The organism is Pseudomonas putida (genome assembly GCF_028682455.1).
Lineage (GTDB): Bacteria > Pseudomonadota > Gammaproteobacteria > Pseudomonadales > Pseudomonadaceae > Aquipseudomonas > Aquipseudomonas putida_AA.
On the sequence record NZ_JANHLD010000001.1, the window covers coordinates 1,643,979 to 1,659,010 of the forward strand.

Annotated in this window: 13 protein-coding genes; 7 read left to right on the top strand and 6 right to left on the bottom strand. The window is 64.1% G+C overall.

Translation table 11 applies throughout. From position 1 onward, the window contains the following. Positions 1–3: 3 nt before the first annotated feature. The 3 genes from NPS58_RS08055 to NPS58_RS08065 all read left to right on the top strand — a co-directional run bounded on the left by NPS58_RS08055 (position 4) and on the right by NPS58_RS08065 (position 3,563). Complete coding sequence (locus NPS58_RS08055) at positions 4–1,002, top strand: cyclase family protein (protein ID WP_274114930.1); 999 nt, start codon at positions 4–6, stop codon at positions 1,000–1,002. 557 nt (positions 1,003–1,559) lie between these two features. After that, the gene (locus NPS58_RS08060; protein WP_274114931.1) at positions 1,560–2,162 is read left to right on the top strand and encodes a hypothetical protein; all 603 of its coding nucleotides are present in this window, start codon (positions 1,560–1,562) and stop codon (positions 2,160–2,162) included. A gap of 162 nt (positions 2,163–2,324) precedes the next feature. Beyond that, positions 2,325–3,563, top strand: a complete 1,239-nt coding sequence (locus tag NPS58_RS08065; protein WP_274114932.1) for an NADH:flavin oxidoreductase/NADH oxidase family protein — start codon at positions 2,325–2,327, stop codon at positions 3,561–3,563. Positions 3,564–3,649: 86 nt separating this feature from the next. Here the strand turns inward: NPS58_RS08065 and NPS58_RS08070 are convergent, their stop codons facing one another. From NPS58_RS08070 to NPS58_RS08080, 3 genes are read right to left on the bottom strand one after another with little or no spacing between them, the layout of a single operon-like run. Continuing rightward, positions 3,650–4,009, bottom strand: coding sequence for a hydroxyisourate hydrolase (locus NPS58_RS08070; protein WP_274114933.1), 360 nt, complete (start codon positions 4,007–4,009; stop codon positions 3,650–3,652). Continuing rightward, positions 4,006–4,515, bottom strand: coding sequence for a nucleoside deaminase (locus NPS58_RS08075; RefSeq protein WP_274114934.1), 510 nt, complete (start codon positions 4,513–4,515; stop codon positions 4,006–4,008). The genes NPS58_RS08070 and NPS58_RS08075 overlap by 4 nt, the downstream gene beginning before the upstream one ends. A 31-nt stretch (positions 4,516–4,546) precedes the next feature. Continuing rightward, entirely contained in the window at positions 4,547–5,878 is a 1,332-nt protein-coding gene (locus NPS58_RS08080) for a nucleobase:cation symporter-2 family protein (RefSeq protein WP_274114935.1), read from the bottom strand. 197 nt (positions 5,879–6,075) lie between these two features. Here NPS58_RS08080 and NPS58_RS08085 point away from each other — a divergent pair, with 197 nt between their 5' ends. Then, entirely contained in the window at positions 6,076–6,990 is a 915-nt protein-coding gene (locus tag NPS58_RS08085) for a LysR family transcriptional regulator (RefSeq protein ID WP_274114936.1), read from the top strand. 18 nt (positions 6,991–7,008) lie between these two features. Here the strand turns inward: NPS58_RS08085 and NPS58_RS08090 are convergent, their stop codons facing one another. Next, positions 7,009–7,785 carry a TatD family hydrolase gene (locus tag NPS58_RS08090; protein ID WP_274114937.1) on the bottom strand — a complete coding sequence of 259 codons (777 nt, stop codon included), beginning with the start codon at positions 7,783–7,785 and terminating at the stop codon, positions 7,009–7,011. 3 nt (positions 7,786–7,788) lie between these two features. Further along, a complete protein-coding gene (gene cra, locus NPS58_RS08095) occupies positions 7,789–8,784 on the bottom strand; it encodes a catabolite repressor/activator (protein WP_274114938.1) in 996 nt (331 codons plus the stop codon). Between the two features lie 284 nt (positions 8,785–9,068). On the opposite strand from cra, the gene ptsP reads away from it, so the two are divergent. From ptsP to NPS58_RS08110, 3 genes are read left to right on the top strand one after another with little or no spacing between them, the layout of a single operon-like run. Beyond that, entirely contained in the window at positions 9,069–11,930 is a 2,862-nt protein-coding gene (gene ptsP, locus NPS58_RS08100) for a phosphoenolpyruvate--protein phosphotransferase (protein ID WP_274114940.1), read from the top strand. Then, positions 11,931–12,881 carry a 1-phosphofructokinase gene (gene pfkB / locus NPS58_RS08105; protein ID WP_274114942.1) on the top strand — a complete coding sequence of 317 codons (951 nt, stop codon included), beginning with the start codon at positions 11,931–11,933 and terminating at the stop codon, positions 12,879–12,881. After that, entirely contained in the window at positions 12,878–14,605 is a 1,728-nt protein-coding gene (locus NPS58_RS08110; RefSeq protein ID WP_274114944.1) for a fructose-specific PTS transporter subunit EIIC, read from the top strand. The genes pfkB and NPS58_RS08110 overlap by 4 nt, the downstream gene beginning before the upstream one ends. Positions 14,606–14,637: 32 nt before the next feature. On the opposite strand, the gene NPS58_RS08115 is transcribed toward NPS58_RS08110, so the two are convergent. Continuing rightward, positions 14,638–14,868: a DUF3820 family protein gene (locus tag NPS58_RS08115; protein ID WP_274114946.1), complete on the bottom strand. Its 231-nt coding sequence runs from the start codon at positions 14,866–14,868 to the stop codon at positions 14,638–14,640. Positions 14,869–15,032: the final 164 nt, after the last annotated feature.

Genomic DNA, 15,032 nt, shown 5'->3' on the forward strand with positions numbered 1-15,032 from the left:
GTCATGTTGCTGAGTTCGTGGATCAAAAAGGTTACCGGGTTGGCTGTGGTGTCGGTGCTCGGCTCATTGTGCAGCGCGGGTGCGCTGGCCAAGCCCGAGGTGGGGATCAGCCCCTGGGGGGAGAAGGACGAGATCGGGCGCCTCAACCTGATGAGCCCGCAGTCGCAGGCGGCGATCCTGGGCCGGGTCAATGGGGCACAGGCCTACGACCTGGCGGTGGAATACTTTGTGGGCATGCCCAGCTGGCAAGCGGCGGGTGATCCGCCCTACCAGATGTGGATGACTCACACTCCTCACGGCAATGTGGTCGCCGACCCGATGCAGGTCGGCGAACCGATGAACCAGCACGTCAGCTACAGCGGCTCGGCGGTGTCGATGTATGCCCACATGGGCACGCATATCGACGCGCTCAATCACTTTGGCCTCGACGGCAAGATCTGGAACGGCTTTCGTGCCGACCAGCACCTGGGCGACCGTGGCTGGAATGTCACTGGTGCAGAAAAGCTACCACCGATCATCGCACGTGGGGTGATGATCGATGTCGCCGCGGCCAAGGGCCTGGAGCAATTGGCGGATAACTACCGCATTACCCGCAGCGATTTACAGCAAGCGCTGGCCAAGCAGCGGGTGACGCTGGAGAAGGGAGACGTGGTGCTGATCCGCACCGGGCGCATGCGTGACTATGAGCATGCCCAGGCCTATATGGCCAACCCGCCAGGCCTGAGCCTGGATGCGGCGAAGTTCCTGGTGGAGGACGGCGGTGCCATGGTCGTGGGTGCCGATAATCTGAGTTTCGAAACCTTCCCTTCGGAGGTCGAGGGCAACTACTTGCCGCTGCACACCTATCTGTTGGCAATGCAGGGCGCGCCGATCATCGAGCTGGTGAATCTGGAAGGTCTGTCTCGGGATCGGGTTTACCAATTCGCTTTTGTGGGCGCCTCACTGAAGCTGCGCGGAGCCGATGCGGCGCCGATGCGCCCGATAGCCTTGCCGATTCACTGAGCGCACGGCACTGCGCTCGCCGAAGGTACTCACATCTATGGTGCCGGGTTCTATACGCTTGCCCATCCAAATCTCCCCAGCGCCAGCCTTGCCTTTGCAATGCTGGCGCTTTTGTTTTGGGCCTTCAATGCTTGGGCTGCACCTGGCGGGGTGACTTGGGATGCAGCAGGACGGTTTGCCGGGCGATGGTGAGGACGCAGGCCAGGTATTCGAACGATTGGCCCGGACAAATAAATGGCAATTGCACGTGGACTGATAGACCGATCACCAGAGAACTCGGCGCACACGGAGGTGCCCCACGTACAATTGCCGAAAACTGAGCGAGACTAGATTCCCGCTGCGAGCACTGCAATGGCTTAAAACGCAGGTAAGTATCTTTGGGAAACGGGCTGCATGAAATCAGGAAAATCCCAAATTTCTATCGAAAAATCTGCCATCAATCAGGTGACCCTGCCTACACCTGAGCCATCCTAACTGCTCATTGAAACCTGACCCATTCAGGTGCTGTGCTACAGACGAAGGGCAATCAATGCCCTCATTTTTTGCTGGGGCGATGGATGAATCAAGGGCGAGTGTGGGCACTGATGCTGTTGTTGGTGCTGATATCGGGATGCGCCACTGCGCCACCCAGGGACCAGAACAACCTCTGCAATATCTTCCGCGAATACCCCGACTGGTATGAAGACTCGCTGGAGATGCAGCAACAATTCGGCACGCCGCAGCATGTGGCGATGGCGATCATGAAGCAGGAAAGCAGTTTTGTTCACGATGCGCTGCCGCCGCGTGACTACCTGCTGTGGGTGATCCCGTGGGGGCGGGTGAGTTCGGCCTATGGTTATGCGCAAGCCCAGGACCCGGTCTGGGGCGAATACAAGAGCGGTACCGGCAACGGCGGCTCGCGGGACAATTTCGACGACGCGATCATGTTCATCGGCTGGTACACGGCCGGTACGCAAAGTCAGCTGGGGATTTCCAAGTGGGATGCCTATAACCAGTACCTGGCGTACCACGAGGGACGGGGCGGCTTCAAGCGGGGCACGTATCGCAGCAAGCCCTGGTTGATGCAGGTGGCGCGCAAGGTGGAGCAGCAGTCGCGCAATTATGGCGCGCAGTTGAAGCAGTGCCGAGCCGAGCTTGAGGATGACCGAGGCTGGTGGTAGGAGCGGGCTTGCCCCGCGAGAGCAATTCCAGGCTGTACAGGGCCTCTTGCGGGGAAAACCCGCTCCTACGGTGGTGATTTTCGGTTCGGGGCTTGACCTTGAAGTTGACTTTAATCTTAGGCTCTACCGAGTTAACCCCCGTCGTCGCTCGGAGAGTGCCCCATGTCACCGTTCCAGTCCTTGCCGCTGCCCAATGGCGCCGTCATTCCCAATCGCATCGCCAAGGCGGCGATGGAGGAGAACCTCGCCAACCCCGACCAAACCCCCTCCGACGAGCTGTTTCGCCTCTATCAGGCCTGGGCCGACGGCGGGGCGGGGTTGTTGCTGACCGGTAATGTGATGGTGGACGCCCGCGCCATGACCGGCCCCGGTGGGGTGGTGCTGGAGGAGGGGCAGTCGTTGCAGCGCTTTCGTGAATGGGCGCGCATCGGGCGCTCGCAGGGGGCGCAGTTCTGGATGCAGATCAATCACCCGGGCCGGCAGATGCAGGCCAACCTCGGTCAGCCCACCGTGGCCCCTTCGGCGGTGGCGCTGGACATGGGTGGGCTGTCGAAGATGTTCCCCGTTCCCCAGGCACTGGACGAGACGCAGATCGCCGGGCTGATCCAGCGCTTTGCCCGCACGGCGGTGCTGGCCGAGCAGGCGGGGTTCAGCGGGGTGCAGGTGCATGCCGCCCACGGTTATTTGTTGAGCCAGTTTCTATCGCCCCTGAGCAACCAGCGCAATGATCGCTGGGGCGGCTCGCTGGAGAACCGCGCGCGGTTGTTGCTGGAGGTTGTCAAGGCGGTGCGCGCCCAGGTATCGCCCGGTTTTTGCGTGGCGGTGAAGCTCAACTCGGCAGACTTCCAGCGGGGCGGGTTCGAGCCCAGTGATGCACGTCAGGTGGTGCTCTGGCTCAATGAGCTGGCTGTCGATCTTGTGGAGCTTTCGGGCGGCAGTTACGAGGCGCCGGCCATGCAGGGTAGTGCCCGGGACGGCCGCACCTTGGCGCGTGAAGCGTACTTTCTGGAGTTTGCCCAGGAGATCGCCGCCATCGCGCGCATGCCGGTGATGGTGACTGGTGGCATTCGCCGAATGCCGGTGGTGGAGCAGGTGCTGGCGGGTGGGGTGGCCATGGCCGGGATCGCTAGTGCGCTGGCGGTCGATCCGGCGCTGCCTCGGCGCTGGCAAGCCGGGCAGGTGCAGGCAAGCGCGGAGCTGGGGCCTATTCACTGGAAGCGCAAGGCGTTTGCGGCGATGGCCTACATGGCCGTGGTCAAGGCGCATATGCGCAGGCTGGCGGAGGGCAAGCGCCCGGCGGCCAAAGTCTCTCCCTTGTGGGCCTTGGTGCAGGAACAATGCGGGACGCTTATCCGTGCCCGGCGGTACCGTCGCCTGATGAGCCACCGCAGCGCTGTATGACTCTGACCTGCCGGCGTTGCCGGTGATGAGGCCGATGCAGCCGATCACCGGCAAGACCGACTCCTAAAGGGTCACCAGGGCAACCTTCAGGCTCCACCCCTGAAGCAAGACACCCCCCAGGCCGTCAGCTTGAACGGCAGGTGATAATGCTGAGCCGTATCGCCCACCCCGAAGCGATACACCAGCTCATCCAGAAACGGTACGCTCGGCAATGCCATACCCTGGGCGCGGTAAAAATCCGCCACCTGCAATCGCACCTCGTACACCCCAACCGTGCACGACGCGTTGCAGGCCTCGAGCCCTGTCAGCAAGCCATTGCTTCCGACCCGGCCCTCGCAGATCGACAGCCGCCGCTCACCGTCCACACGCTCCAGGCGAACCTCCAGGCCTTCGGCCACGCGGCCGCTGGCCACGTCTACCACGTGGATGGAAATGCCCCCGTTCATAGCCAGAATCCCTTGTGCGATTCAGCGGCTTCATCTTCCAGCATCGGCCCTTCCACGCTGACCTTGCGCTGGCCCTTGGCGAACACTTCGCGGCACGGCAACGAGAAGGTCGGGTTCTCCGGGTGATCTCCCGTCAGCCCCAGCAGCGCATGTTCCGACAACGCATAAACCACTCGGCCAATACCGGTCCAGTACACCGCTCCGGCACACATGCAGCAAGGCTCGGCGCTGGTGTACAGGGTGCAGTCGGCCAAGGCCTGCGGCGACAGTTTTTTTGCCGCCATGGCTGCGGCGACCAGTTCGGCATGCTGGGTCGGGTCGCCTTCCGGTGGCATGGAGTTGTTGCCTGCCTCGGCGATGACATTGCCGTCACGATCGGCTACCAGCGCCGCAAACGGATGACGGCCGCGCTCCCGGGAGGCGTTAGACAAGGCAATGCTGCGGCGCAGCAACAGCAGGTCGAGTTCGGATACACCGGCCGGGGTGAGTTGAGTGAAGTGGGTCATGGGCATCTCCTTGGCAGTAAAAGGGGGCAAGTCAGTCAACCAGTTCGGCGGCGATGCCGTCGCTGGTGTTCTTTTCGTTATTGAGCAAAACATTGAGCACGATGGCGGTGATGGCTCCGAGGAAAATGCCGCTCTCCAGGATCAGTTTGAGCGTGCCGTTGGCATGTTCGAACAGGGCGGGGAACGACATCGGCAGCACGCCGACACTGACCGACACCGCCACGATGATGCCGTTGCGGGTGCCTTCGAATTTCACCCGTGACAGCTCCTGGATACCGGCCACGGTGGTCATGCCGAACATCACGATTGCGCACCCGCCGAGCACCGGGGTGGGCACGGCGGCGATCAAGGCGCCGAGCTTGGGGAACAGGCCCATCAGCACCATGATTGCGCCCGCAGCGGCGACCACGAAGCGGCTCTTGACGTTCGAGAGGGCGATCAGGCCGGTGTTCTGAGTGAAGGCGTTGTACGGAAAGCTGTTGAACACACCGCCGAGCATGGTCGACAGGCCATCGGCGCGAAACGCGTTGCCCAGGGTCTGCTGGGTGGTCGGCTTGCCGGTCAGCTTGCCGATCGCCAGGCAATTGCCGGTGGTCTCGGCCATGATCACCAGCATCGCCAGGGTCATGATCATGATGGGTACCAGCGAAAACTCCGGCACCCCGAAGGCCATCGGCGGGCTCAGCTCGAACCAGGCCGCATCCCCCACGCCGCTGAAGTTGGTCATGCCGAAGGCCGCGGCAATCAGGCTCCCGGCGAACAGGCCGATGAGCACGCTGAGGTTGCCGATAAAGCCCGAGAACTTGGCGTAGATCACCAGCGTCACGCTGACCGTGGCAAGGCCCAGCAGCAGGTTGGCGGGGCTGCCGAAGTCGTCGGCGCCCGGATTGCCGCCGCCCAGCCAGATGGCGGCGGCCGGCATCAGCGAGATACCGATGATGGTGATCAGGCTGCCGATCACCACCGGCGGAAAGAAGCGCAGCAAACGGCTGAATACAGGGGCCAGGGCAATGGTGATGGCACCGGCCGCGATCACCGCACCAAATATCTGCGTGAGCCCGAACTCCTTGCCGATCATGATCATCGGCGCCAGGGCGATGAAAGAGCAGCCCTGGATCAGCGGCAAGCGGGCACCGAACTTCCAGAAGCCGAGGGTCTGGATCAACGTTGCCACACCCGAGGTCAGCAGGTTGGCGTTGATCAGCGTGACGATCTGGGCAGACGTCAGCCCCAGCGCACTGCCAAGAATCAGCGGCACCGCCACGGCACCGGCATACATCACCAGCACGTGCTGCAGGCCGAAGGTGAACAACTGTCGCAGGGGCAAAACCTCGTCCACCGGATGAACCCGTTTTGTGCTCATGTCGTGTGTCTCCTGAAGGTGCGGCTTTTTTGTTGTTGGGCAGGAACTGCTGACGCGTGGCTATAGTTGAACGTTGTGGGCGATGAAACAAGTTAGTAACTATCGATCCGGTCGATGGATGGCGCGCTTGCGCAATGCGCCGTTAGCGTTGCAGGATTCGCACCGAACGACTCACCCAGGGCTCAGGAGCAGGTACGTTGCGCTTTTCACTGGATCAATTGCTGATGTTCACCGAGGCGGTCAAAAGCGGCTCGTTCTCGGCGGCCGGGCGCAAGCTGGGCAAGACCCAATCGACCATCAGCGCGGCCATCGCCAACCTGGAGGCAGACCTTGGGGTCGAACTGTTCGATCGGGCCAGCCGAAGCCCGACGCTGACGGCCAGCGGGCAGAAGCTATTGATTCAGGCAGAGGCGGTGCTGGAGCGCTGCCTGGCCCTGGAAGCGCATGCCGACTGCCTGTCTGAAACGGTGGAGCCGAGCCTGACGCTGGCGATCGAAACGCCTTATGGCCCGGTAATGCCGGTGCTCAAGGACTTCGAGCAAGCTTTCCCATTTGTTGACCTGATCATCCGCCACCCCGTGCACGGCGACGTCAGCGAGCTGGTGGCCCGGGGCGAGGCGGTGCTGGGCATCGCCTTTTCGCAGCCGGGTTACCCGAAGGAACTGGCGTTCCAGCAACTGGGCAAATTGATCATGCTGCACGTCTGTCACCCTGATCACCCCTTGGCGCAAATGGCCACGGTGAGCTTCGACGATTTGCACGTGCACCGCCGCCTCGCCTTCAGCGCCCATGCCAGCAAGCTGCCCAGCAGCGAGTACCTGCGTGCTACCCAACTGTGGCAGGCCGAAAGTTACCTGGCGTTGCTGGAAATGGTGCGGGCGGGGCTAGGCTGGACCACCTTGCCGCGGCAGTTGATTCAACGCGAGCTGGCGCGTGGTGAGTTGGTCGAACTGCAACTGACGGCCTACCCGCACACCGACTGGCATGTGGGCGTCGACATGCTCTGGGCCCGGCAGCGGCCGCTGGACAAGGCCCAGCGCTGGCTCAAGGAGCGCTTGCAGCACAACAAGGTCTTCGAGCTCGACCGCAACGGCCAACCCACAACCCTCTAACGCCGAGTCCGCTCCTGCCTACCAGCCAAACAGCTCGCAGGCATTGCGCGTACTCACCTGCGCCAGCTGCTCCACCTCGATCCCGATTACCTGCGCCAGCGCCTCGGCGATCTGCGGCAGATGCTCCGGGCTGTTGCGTACACCGGGGAACATCACCGGTGCCATGTCGGGTGAGTCGGTCTCCAGCACCAGGCTGTCCAGCGGCAACTGCGGCAACACCTTGTGCAGCCGCAGCGCCTGGGGCCAGGTGGCAGCGCCGCCGAGGCCAAGCTTGAAGCCCAGCTTGTGGTACTCACGCGCCTCTTCGAAACTGCCGGCAAAGGCATGGATGATGCCGCCCCGTGCAAGCTTGTAGCGTTTGAGGGTGGCAATCACCGCCGCATGGCTGCGACGCACATGCAGCAGGGCAGGCAGGTTGAAGTCCACCGCCAGTTGCAGTTGTGCTTCGAATAGCTGCTGCTGGCGCTCGCGGTCGAGCTCGGGCAGGTAGTAGTCCAGGCCGAATTCGCCCACCGCGCACAACTGGCGCGCGCCGCGCAGACGGTCCAGCCAGTCGCCCAGATCACGCAGGTGCTCCGGACGGTGCTGGTCGAGGTACACCGGGTGCAGGCCGAAGGCGGCGTACAGCAGCGCGTCGCTGCACACCAGGTCCCACACCCGTTGCCAGTTGTCCTGATGCACTCCCAGCACCACCATGCGCTCGACACCCGCCGCCCGGGCATTGGCCAGCAGGGCCGGGCGGTCGTGGTCGAAGTCTGGAAAATCCAGATGGGTGTGGGTGTCGATCAGGCGCATGGCTCAGGCCTTGGTGATTCGCTGCTTGAACGTTCGACCGATGGCGTGAACGCCGGGTTCATAGCGTTTTTGCTCGACGGCGGCCAGGGCCAGTTCCAGTGCGGTTTCGGCGATCTGCGCGTGCTGCTGGGCCATGGCGTTGACCGGCAACGGCAGGAAGTCGAGCAGTTGGTTGTCCCCGAAGGTGCCCAGGTGCAGGCTGCGCGAACCGGCAGGGCGGGCCTGCAGTACGTCGAACACGCCTTGCAGCAGCACGTAGGAGGTGGTCACCAGGGCATCCGGCAAACCGCCGAGATCGGCGAGGAGTTCGGTCATCAGGCGCTGGCCGCATTCACGGCTGAACGCTTCGCCCTGATAGCGGCTGACCGTGCCGGCAAACCCCTGCAGCGCTTCATCGAAGCCACCGGCGCGGGCCTGGCTGACGCTCAGCTCGGGGCGGGCGCCGATCAGGGCGATGTGTTTGGGGGCGGTATCGAGCAGGCTGCGGGTCAGTTGCAGGCTGGCGTGGCGATCGTCACTGACCACCGAGCAGAAGTGCGCCGGGTCCAGGGCGCGGTCGATAGCGATGATCGGCAGCCCCTTGGCTTGCAACTGGCGATAGCTGTCGTCACCGGCTGGCAGGCAACTGGCCACGAACAGCGCATCGCAACGGCGGGCGCGAAACAGCTGTTGCAGCTGGCGCTCGCTCTCGGGCTGGTCGTCGCTGCTGGCAATCAGCAATTGGTAGCCCTTGGCCCTCGCCCCTTGTTCCAGCTGCTTGGCGATGCGCGCATAGCTGGGGTTTTCCAGGTCAGGGAGAATGAACCCCAGGGTCTTGGTGTGGCGGCTGCGCAAGCCCGCCGCTTGTGGGTTGGGAGTGAAGCCATGGGCTTCGACCACCGCACGCACGCGTTCCACCGTGCTGTTGCTGATGCGTTGCTGTTCGGCCTTGCCGTTGATCACGTAGCTGGCCGTGGTCACGGACACACCAGCCAGACGGGCGATATCGCTGAGTTTCACCGCATTTTCCTTGTTATTACCGCGACTGCTTGCACAGCCTGACCGGGAATTGTCGCCGATCCAGTGGTCTCGGCGCAGACGACCATTGTCGCAATTGTCCGACAAGATGGGGCTTCATTGATCGAAGATTATCGAGTAACGTGCTCACAATTACAGATTAAACGTTTCAGCAGGCGAATTTTCTGCCGAACCATCGCCTGCGGTGGGCCGTGAGCAACTGGCCCTATGCTGAAAAATTCACAACAATACCTCAGCACCGGCCTGGTGCTGCAAAGGAGAAGGTCATGCTCGAGCTCACTGTAGAGCAGATATCCATGGGCCAGTCGGCTGTGGATAAACCGGCGGCACTGCAGCTTCTGGCCGAGCGCCTGGTCAGTGACGGCCTGGTTGCCGAGGGTTACCTGGCCGGCCTGCAAGCCCGCGAGGCGCAAGGTTCGACCTTCCTCGGGCAAGGTATTGCAATCCCCCACGGCACCCCCGACACCCGCGAGCTGGTATTTACCACCGGCGTGCGGCTGCTGCAGTTTCCCGAAGGGGTGGACTGGGGCGATGGCCAGCGGGTGTACCTGGCGATCGGCATCGCCGCGCGCTCCGATGAGCACCTGCGTCTGTTGCAACTGCTGACCCGCGCCCTGGGCGAAACCGACATGGCCGAGGCCTTGCGCCGCGCGAGCAGCGCCGAGGCCTTGCTCAAGCTGCTGCAAGGCGCACCCCAGGCGCTGGCGCTGGATGCGCAGATGATCGGCCTGGGTGTGCCGGCTGAAGACTTTGACGAACTGGTGTGGCGCGCCGCCCGCCTGCTGCACCGCGCCGAGTGTGTGGGTGGCGAATTTGCCGGGGTATTGCAGCAGGTCGAGCCACTGCCGCTGGGCGAAGGCCTGTGGTGGCTGCACAGCGAGCAGGCGGTGCGCCAGCCGGGCCTGGCCTTCGTCACCCCGCAGCAGCCGCTGCGTTATCGCGACCAACCGGTACACGGAGTGTTCTGCCTGGCCAGCCTGGGCGCGGCCCACCAGGCACTGCTCGAGCGCTTGTGCACGCTGCTGATCGAAGGCCGTGGCCAGGAGCTGTGCCGTGCCACCAGCAGCCGCACCGTGCTCGAAGTACTCGGCGGCGAAGTGCCGGCCGACTGGCCCAGCGCCCGCATTGGCCTGGCCAATGCCCATGGTTTGCATGCGCGCCCGGCCAAGGCGCTGGCCCAATTGGCCAAGGCGTTCGAGGGCGAGATTCGTGTGCGGGTGGCCGACAGCGGCCAGCCTGCCGTTTCGGTCAAAAGCCTGAGCAAATTGTTGAGCCTGGGTGCCCGCCGGGGTCAGGTGCTGGAGATCATCGCCGAACCGAGTGTGGCTGCCGATGCACTGCCCGCCTTGCTGGCGGCCATCGAAGCGGGCCTGGGCGAGGAGGTCGAGGCACTCGCCGAGGTCGTGCCGCAGGCCACCCCCGAGCTGTTGCCCGAGCCTGTCCTGCAGGCCCCCGAGGCTGGCGCCATGCTCCAGGGTGTGCCCGCAGCGCCGGGTATTGCCAGCGGCCCGGCGCACATCCAGGTGCTGCGCGAGTTCGACTATCCCTTGCGTGGCGAATCCCTGCCTATCGAGCGGCAGCGTTTGCAGCAGGCCCTGGCCGCGGTGAACAGCGAGATTGCCGCGTTGATCCAGCGCAGCCAGGCCAAGGCCATTGGCGAGATCTTCATCACCCACCAGGAGATGCTCGCCGACCCGGACCTGGGCGACGCGGTGGACCAGCGCCTGCGCCAGGGCGAAAGCGCCCCGGCGGCGTGGATGGCGGTGATCGATGCCGCGGCGCGCCAGCAAGAGGCGTTGCACGACGCCTTGCTCGCCGAGCGTGCTGCCGACCTGCGCGACATTGGCCGACGGGTGCTGGCGCAACTATGTGACGTGGCAGAGGTTGCCGCTCCCGAGCAACCCTATGTGCTGGTGATGGAAGAGGTCGGTCCGTCGGACGTGGCGCGCCTGGACCCGGCCCGGGTGGCCGGGATCCTCACCGCGCGCGGTGGTGCCACGGCCCATAGCGCCATTGTCGCCCGCGCCCTGGGTATCCCGGCGGTAGTGGGGGCGGGCGACGCGGTATTGTTGATTGCCCCGGGAACGCCGCTGTTGCTCGATGGGCAACGGGGCCGTTTGCAGGTCGCGCCGCCTGCCGATGAATTGCAGCGCGCCCTGGCTGAACGCGACCGCCGCGAGCAGCGTTTGCAACAGGCCCGTGAACATCGCCTGGAACCGGCCGTTACCCGTGACGGCCACGCCATCGAAGTGTTCGCCAACATCGGCGAAAGCAAGGGCATCGACGCCGTGGTCGACCAGGGCGCCGAAGGTATCGGCCTGTTGCGCACCGAACTGATATTCATGGCCCATCAACAGTTACCGGATGAAGCCTTGCAGGAGGTCGAGTACCGACGGGTGCTCGACGGCCTGGGCGGTCGGCCGCTGGTGGTGCGCACCCTGGATGTGGGCGGTGACAAGCCGCTGCCGTATTGGCCGATAGCCAAGGAAGAGAACCCTTTTCTCGGTGTGCGCGGCATTCGCCTGACCCTGCAACGTCCGCAGGTGATGGAGAGCCAGTTGCGCGCCTTGCTGCGCGCGGCCGAGAGTCGTCCGCTGCGGATCATGTTCCCCATGGTCGGCCAGCTCGAAGAGTGGCAGCAGGCGCGGGCGATGGTCCAGCGCCTGCGCGAAGAGATCAACGTCGGCGACCTGCAACTGGGGATCATGATCGAGGTGCCGTCGGCGGCCTTGCTGGCCCCGGTGCTGGCGCGCGAAGTGGACTTCTTCAGCATCGGCACCAACGACCTGACGCAATACACCCTGGCCATCGACCGTGGCCACCCGAGCCTCTCGGCCCAGGCCGACGGCCTGCACCCGGCCGTGCTGCAACTGATCGACATCACCGTGCGCGCCGCCCATGCCCACGGCAAGTGGGTGGGCGTGTGCGGCGAACTGGCCGCAGACCCGCAGGCGGTGGCGGTGCTGCTGGGCCTGGGGGTCGATGAACTGAGCGTTGCGGCGCGCAGTATCCCCGAGGTCAAGGCGCAGGTACGCGAATTGAATTTTGAACACGCCCGGCAGCTGGCCCAGCAAGCCCTGCTGCAAGGAAGTGCCAGCGCCGTCCGTGCGCTGGTGGAGAGCAACTGAATGGCCAAGATACTCACCCTGACCCTCAACCCGGCGCTCGACCTCACCGTCAGCCTCGATGCCCTGCAGTGCGGCACCGTCAACCGCAGCCAGGCCCAGCACAGCCATGCCGCAGGCAAGGGCCTGAACGTGGCCCAGGTGCTGGCTGACCTGGGCCACAGCGTGACCGTCGGTGGCTTTCTGGGTGAAGACAACCTGCAACCGTTCGAACAGCTGATCGCCCACCGTGGCTTTGCCGATTGTTTTGTTCGCGTGCCGGGTGAGACGCGCTGCAATATCAAGCTGGTCGAGGCCGATGGTCGCGTCACCGATATCAATGGCCCGGGCCCGCAGGTGGATGAACAGGCCCGCGAGCAACTGCTGGCCAGGCTGGCGCAGGTGGCCCCTGGGCACGATGCGGTGGTGATCGCCGGTAGCTTGCCACGCGGTGTCACCGGCCCCTGGTTGCAGCAGCTGATCACCCGGCTCAAGGGCATGGGACTGAATGTCGCCCTGGACAGCAGCGGCGAAGCCTTGCGCGCAGGGCTCGACTGCGCACCCTGGATGGTCAAGCCCAATACCGATGAGCTTGGCGAAGTGCTGGGCTGCACGGTCCACAGCTTTGCCGAGCAACAGCTCGCAGCCCGCGAACTGATCGCCCGGGGCGTCGAGCATGTGGTGGTGTCCCAGGGCGAGCAGGGGGTCAACTGGTTCAGTCGCGATGCCGCGCTGGGGGCCTTGCCGCCCAAGGTCAAGGTGGCCAGCACGGTGGGTGCCGGTGACTCGCTGCTGGCGGGCATGGTTCACGGCCTGCTGGGGGGCGATACACCCGCCCAGACCTTGCGCCGGGCCACGGCCATCGCCGCCCAGGCGGTGACCCAGATCGGTTTTGGCATCAATGACCGGGCCCAGTTGGCACAACTGGAGCAGGGCGTGCAACTGCGTGAAGAACAACAAGAGGGTTGCAGATGAACATTGCCATTGTCACCGCCTGCCCCAACGGCCAGGTTTCCAGTGTGCTCAGTGCACGCTTGCTGGAAGCCGCCGCGCAGCGCCTGGGCTGGAGCACCAGCGTGGAAATCCATGATCCGCAGCAGCCCCAGGGGCAGTTGTCGGAGGCGGTGATTGCCGCTGCCGACTGGGTGTTGGTGGTCTGCACCGGGCCGTTGGATATGCGCCGTTTCGCCGGCAAGCGCCTGTACCAGAGCACACCGGCCAAGGCCTTGGCCGACATCCAGCATTTTTTGCGTGAAGCGGCGGAAAAGGCCGAGGCCTATCAGCCTGAGGCCCAGACACTGCCCCCTGCGCTGCGCGCAGCCAGGATCGTTGCCATCACCGCCTGCCCGACCGGTGTCGCGCACACATTCATGGCTGCCCAAGCCTTGCAGCAGGCGGCGCAGCAACTGGGGTACGAGCTTACGGTGGAAACCCAGGGCTCGGTAGGGGCGCGCAACCCGCTGCCACCGGCGGCCATCGCCGAGGCCGACGTGGTGTTGCTGGCGGCCGATATCGAGGTACCCATCGCCCGGTTCGCCGGCAAACGTATCTATCGTTGCGGCACGGGCGTAGCGCTCAAGCAGGCTCAGGCCACCTTGAACAAGGCCCTGGCCGAAGGTCGCGAAGAATCTGCCGCGCAGAGCGACACCAGCAGCCCGGCAAAGGCCGAGAAAACCGGGGTGTACAAGCACCTGCTCACGGGCGTCTCGTTCATGCTGCCGATGGTGGTCGCCGGCGGCTTGCTGATTGCCTTGTCGTTCGTGTTCGGCATCGAGGCGTTCAAGGAGCCCGGCACCTTGCCGGCCGCCCTCATGCAGATCGGTGGCGATGCCGCCTTCAAGTTGATGGTGCCGCTATTGGCCGGCTACATCGCCTATTCAATCGCCGACCGCCCGGGCCTGGCGCCGGGAATGATCGGCGGCCTGCTGGCCAGTACCCTGGGTGCCGGCTTCATCGGTGGCATCGTCGCAGGCTTTCTGGCCGGTTACAGCGCCAAGGCCATCAGTCGCTGGGTGCGCTTGCCCACTAGCCTGGATGCCCTCAAGCCGATCCTGATCATCCCCTTGCTGGCCAGCCTGTTCACCGGCCTGGTGATGATCTATGTGGTGGGCAAGCCGGTGGCCGGCATGCTCGAGGCGCTGACCCACTTTCTCGATAGCATGGGCACCACCAACGCGATTCTGCTCGGCGTGCTGCTGGGCGGGATGATGTGTGTCGACCTGGGCGGGCCGATCAACAAGGCGGCCTATGCGTTTTCCGTGGGCCTGCTGGCGTCCCAGAGCTATGCACCAATGGCTGCGACCATGGCTGCCGGCATGGTGCCGCCGATTGGCCTGGGTATCGCCAGCTTCATCGCCCGGCGCAAGTTCGCCCAGAGCGAGCGCGAGGCGGGCAAGGCTGCCTTTGTGCTGGGCTTGTGCTTTATCTCTGAAGGGGCGATCCCGTTTGCCGCCAAAGACCCACTGCGGGTGATTCCGGCAAGCATCGCCGGTGGCGCCTTGACCGGGGCATTGTCGATGTACTTTGGCTGCAAGCTGATGGCGCCCCATGGCGGGCTGTTCGTGATGCTCATCCCCAACGCCATCAACCATGCCCTGCTGTACCTGCTGGCGATCCTGGCGGGCAGCCTGCTGACCGCGGTGGTCTATGCCGTGCTCAAGCGCAGCGAGGGAGTGGAGCTGTCGGTACAGCCCGTGTAGGGCGGGCTTGCCCCGCGATGAAATTCGCCCGTTTACCTCGTACCGCGAGGGTGCTTCTTGCGCAGCGGCACCAGCAGATCGCCCAGGCCGTTATGGTCGATCTCGTGCATCAGGGCCAGCAACCCGCCCAGTTCCCCCTTGGGGAACCCCTGGCGCGCGAACCAGGCCAGGTAATGTCCGGGCAGGTCGGCAATCAGCCTGCCCTGGTATTTACCGAAGGGCATTTCGCGGGTCACCAGCAAGACAAGCAGTTCAGGATTCATGCAGCGGGGTTCTGGAAGGAAAGCGCCGACCATACATGCAATCTGCATGAAGGCCAAAGGACAGTTCATGCAGAACGCTCGGGCCTGAATCGTTCAATTAATCGTAAGCTATTGATAATAAATAGATTATTTTTCAATTCAGGGCTGGCACGAACACTGCTCCG

What these genes read in the sequence shown, in the direction of transcription:
- NPS58_RS08055 (WP_274114930.1), top strand. Translation starts at nt 4, where the DNA reads ATGTTGCTGAGTTCGTGGATCAAAAAGGTTACCGGGTTGGCTGTGGTG.
- NPS58_RS08060 (WP_274114931.1), top strand. Translation starts at nt 1,560, where the DNA reads ATGAATCAAGGGCGAGTGTGGGCACTGATGCTGTTGTTGGTGCTGATA.
- NPS58_RS08065 (WP_274114932.1), top strand. Translation starts at nt 2,325, where the DNA reads ATGTCACCGTTCCAGTCCTTGCCGCTGCCCAATGGCGCCGTCATTCCC.
- NPS58_RS08070 (WP_274114933.1), bottom strand. Translation starts at nt 4,009, where the DNA reads ATGAACGGGGGCATTTCCATCCACGTGGTAGACGTGGCCAGCGGCCGC.
- NPS58_RS08075 (WP_274114934.1), bottom strand. Translation starts at nt 4,515, where the DNA reads ATGACCCACTTCACTCAACTCACCCCGGCCGGTGTATCCGAACTCGAC.
- NPS58_RS08080 (WP_274114935.1), bottom strand. Translation starts at nt 5,878, where the DNA reads ATGAGCACAAAACGGGTTCATCCGGTGGACGAGGTTTTGCCCCTGCGA.
- NPS58_RS08090 (WP_274114937.1), bottom strand. Translation starts at nt 7,785, where the DNA reads ATGCGCCTGATCGACACCCACACCCATCTGGATTTTCCAGACTTCGAC.
- ptsP (WP_274114940.1), top strand. Translation starts at nt 9,069, where the DNA reads ATGCTCGAGCTCACTGTAGAGCAGATATCCATGGGCCAGTCGGCTGTG.
- pfkB (WP_274114942.1), top strand. Translation starts at nt 11,931, where the DNA reads ATGGCCAAGATACTCACCCTGACCCTCAACCCGGCGCTCGACCTCACC.
- NPS58_RS08110 (WP_274114944.1), top strand. Translation starts at nt 12,878, where the DNA reads ATGAACATTGCCATTGTCACCGCCTGCCCCAACGGCCAGGTTTCCAGT.
- NPS58_RS08115 (WP_274114946.1), bottom strand. Translation starts at nt 14,868, where the DNA reads ATGAATCCTGAACTGCTTGTCTTGCTGGTGACCCGCGAAATGCCCTTC.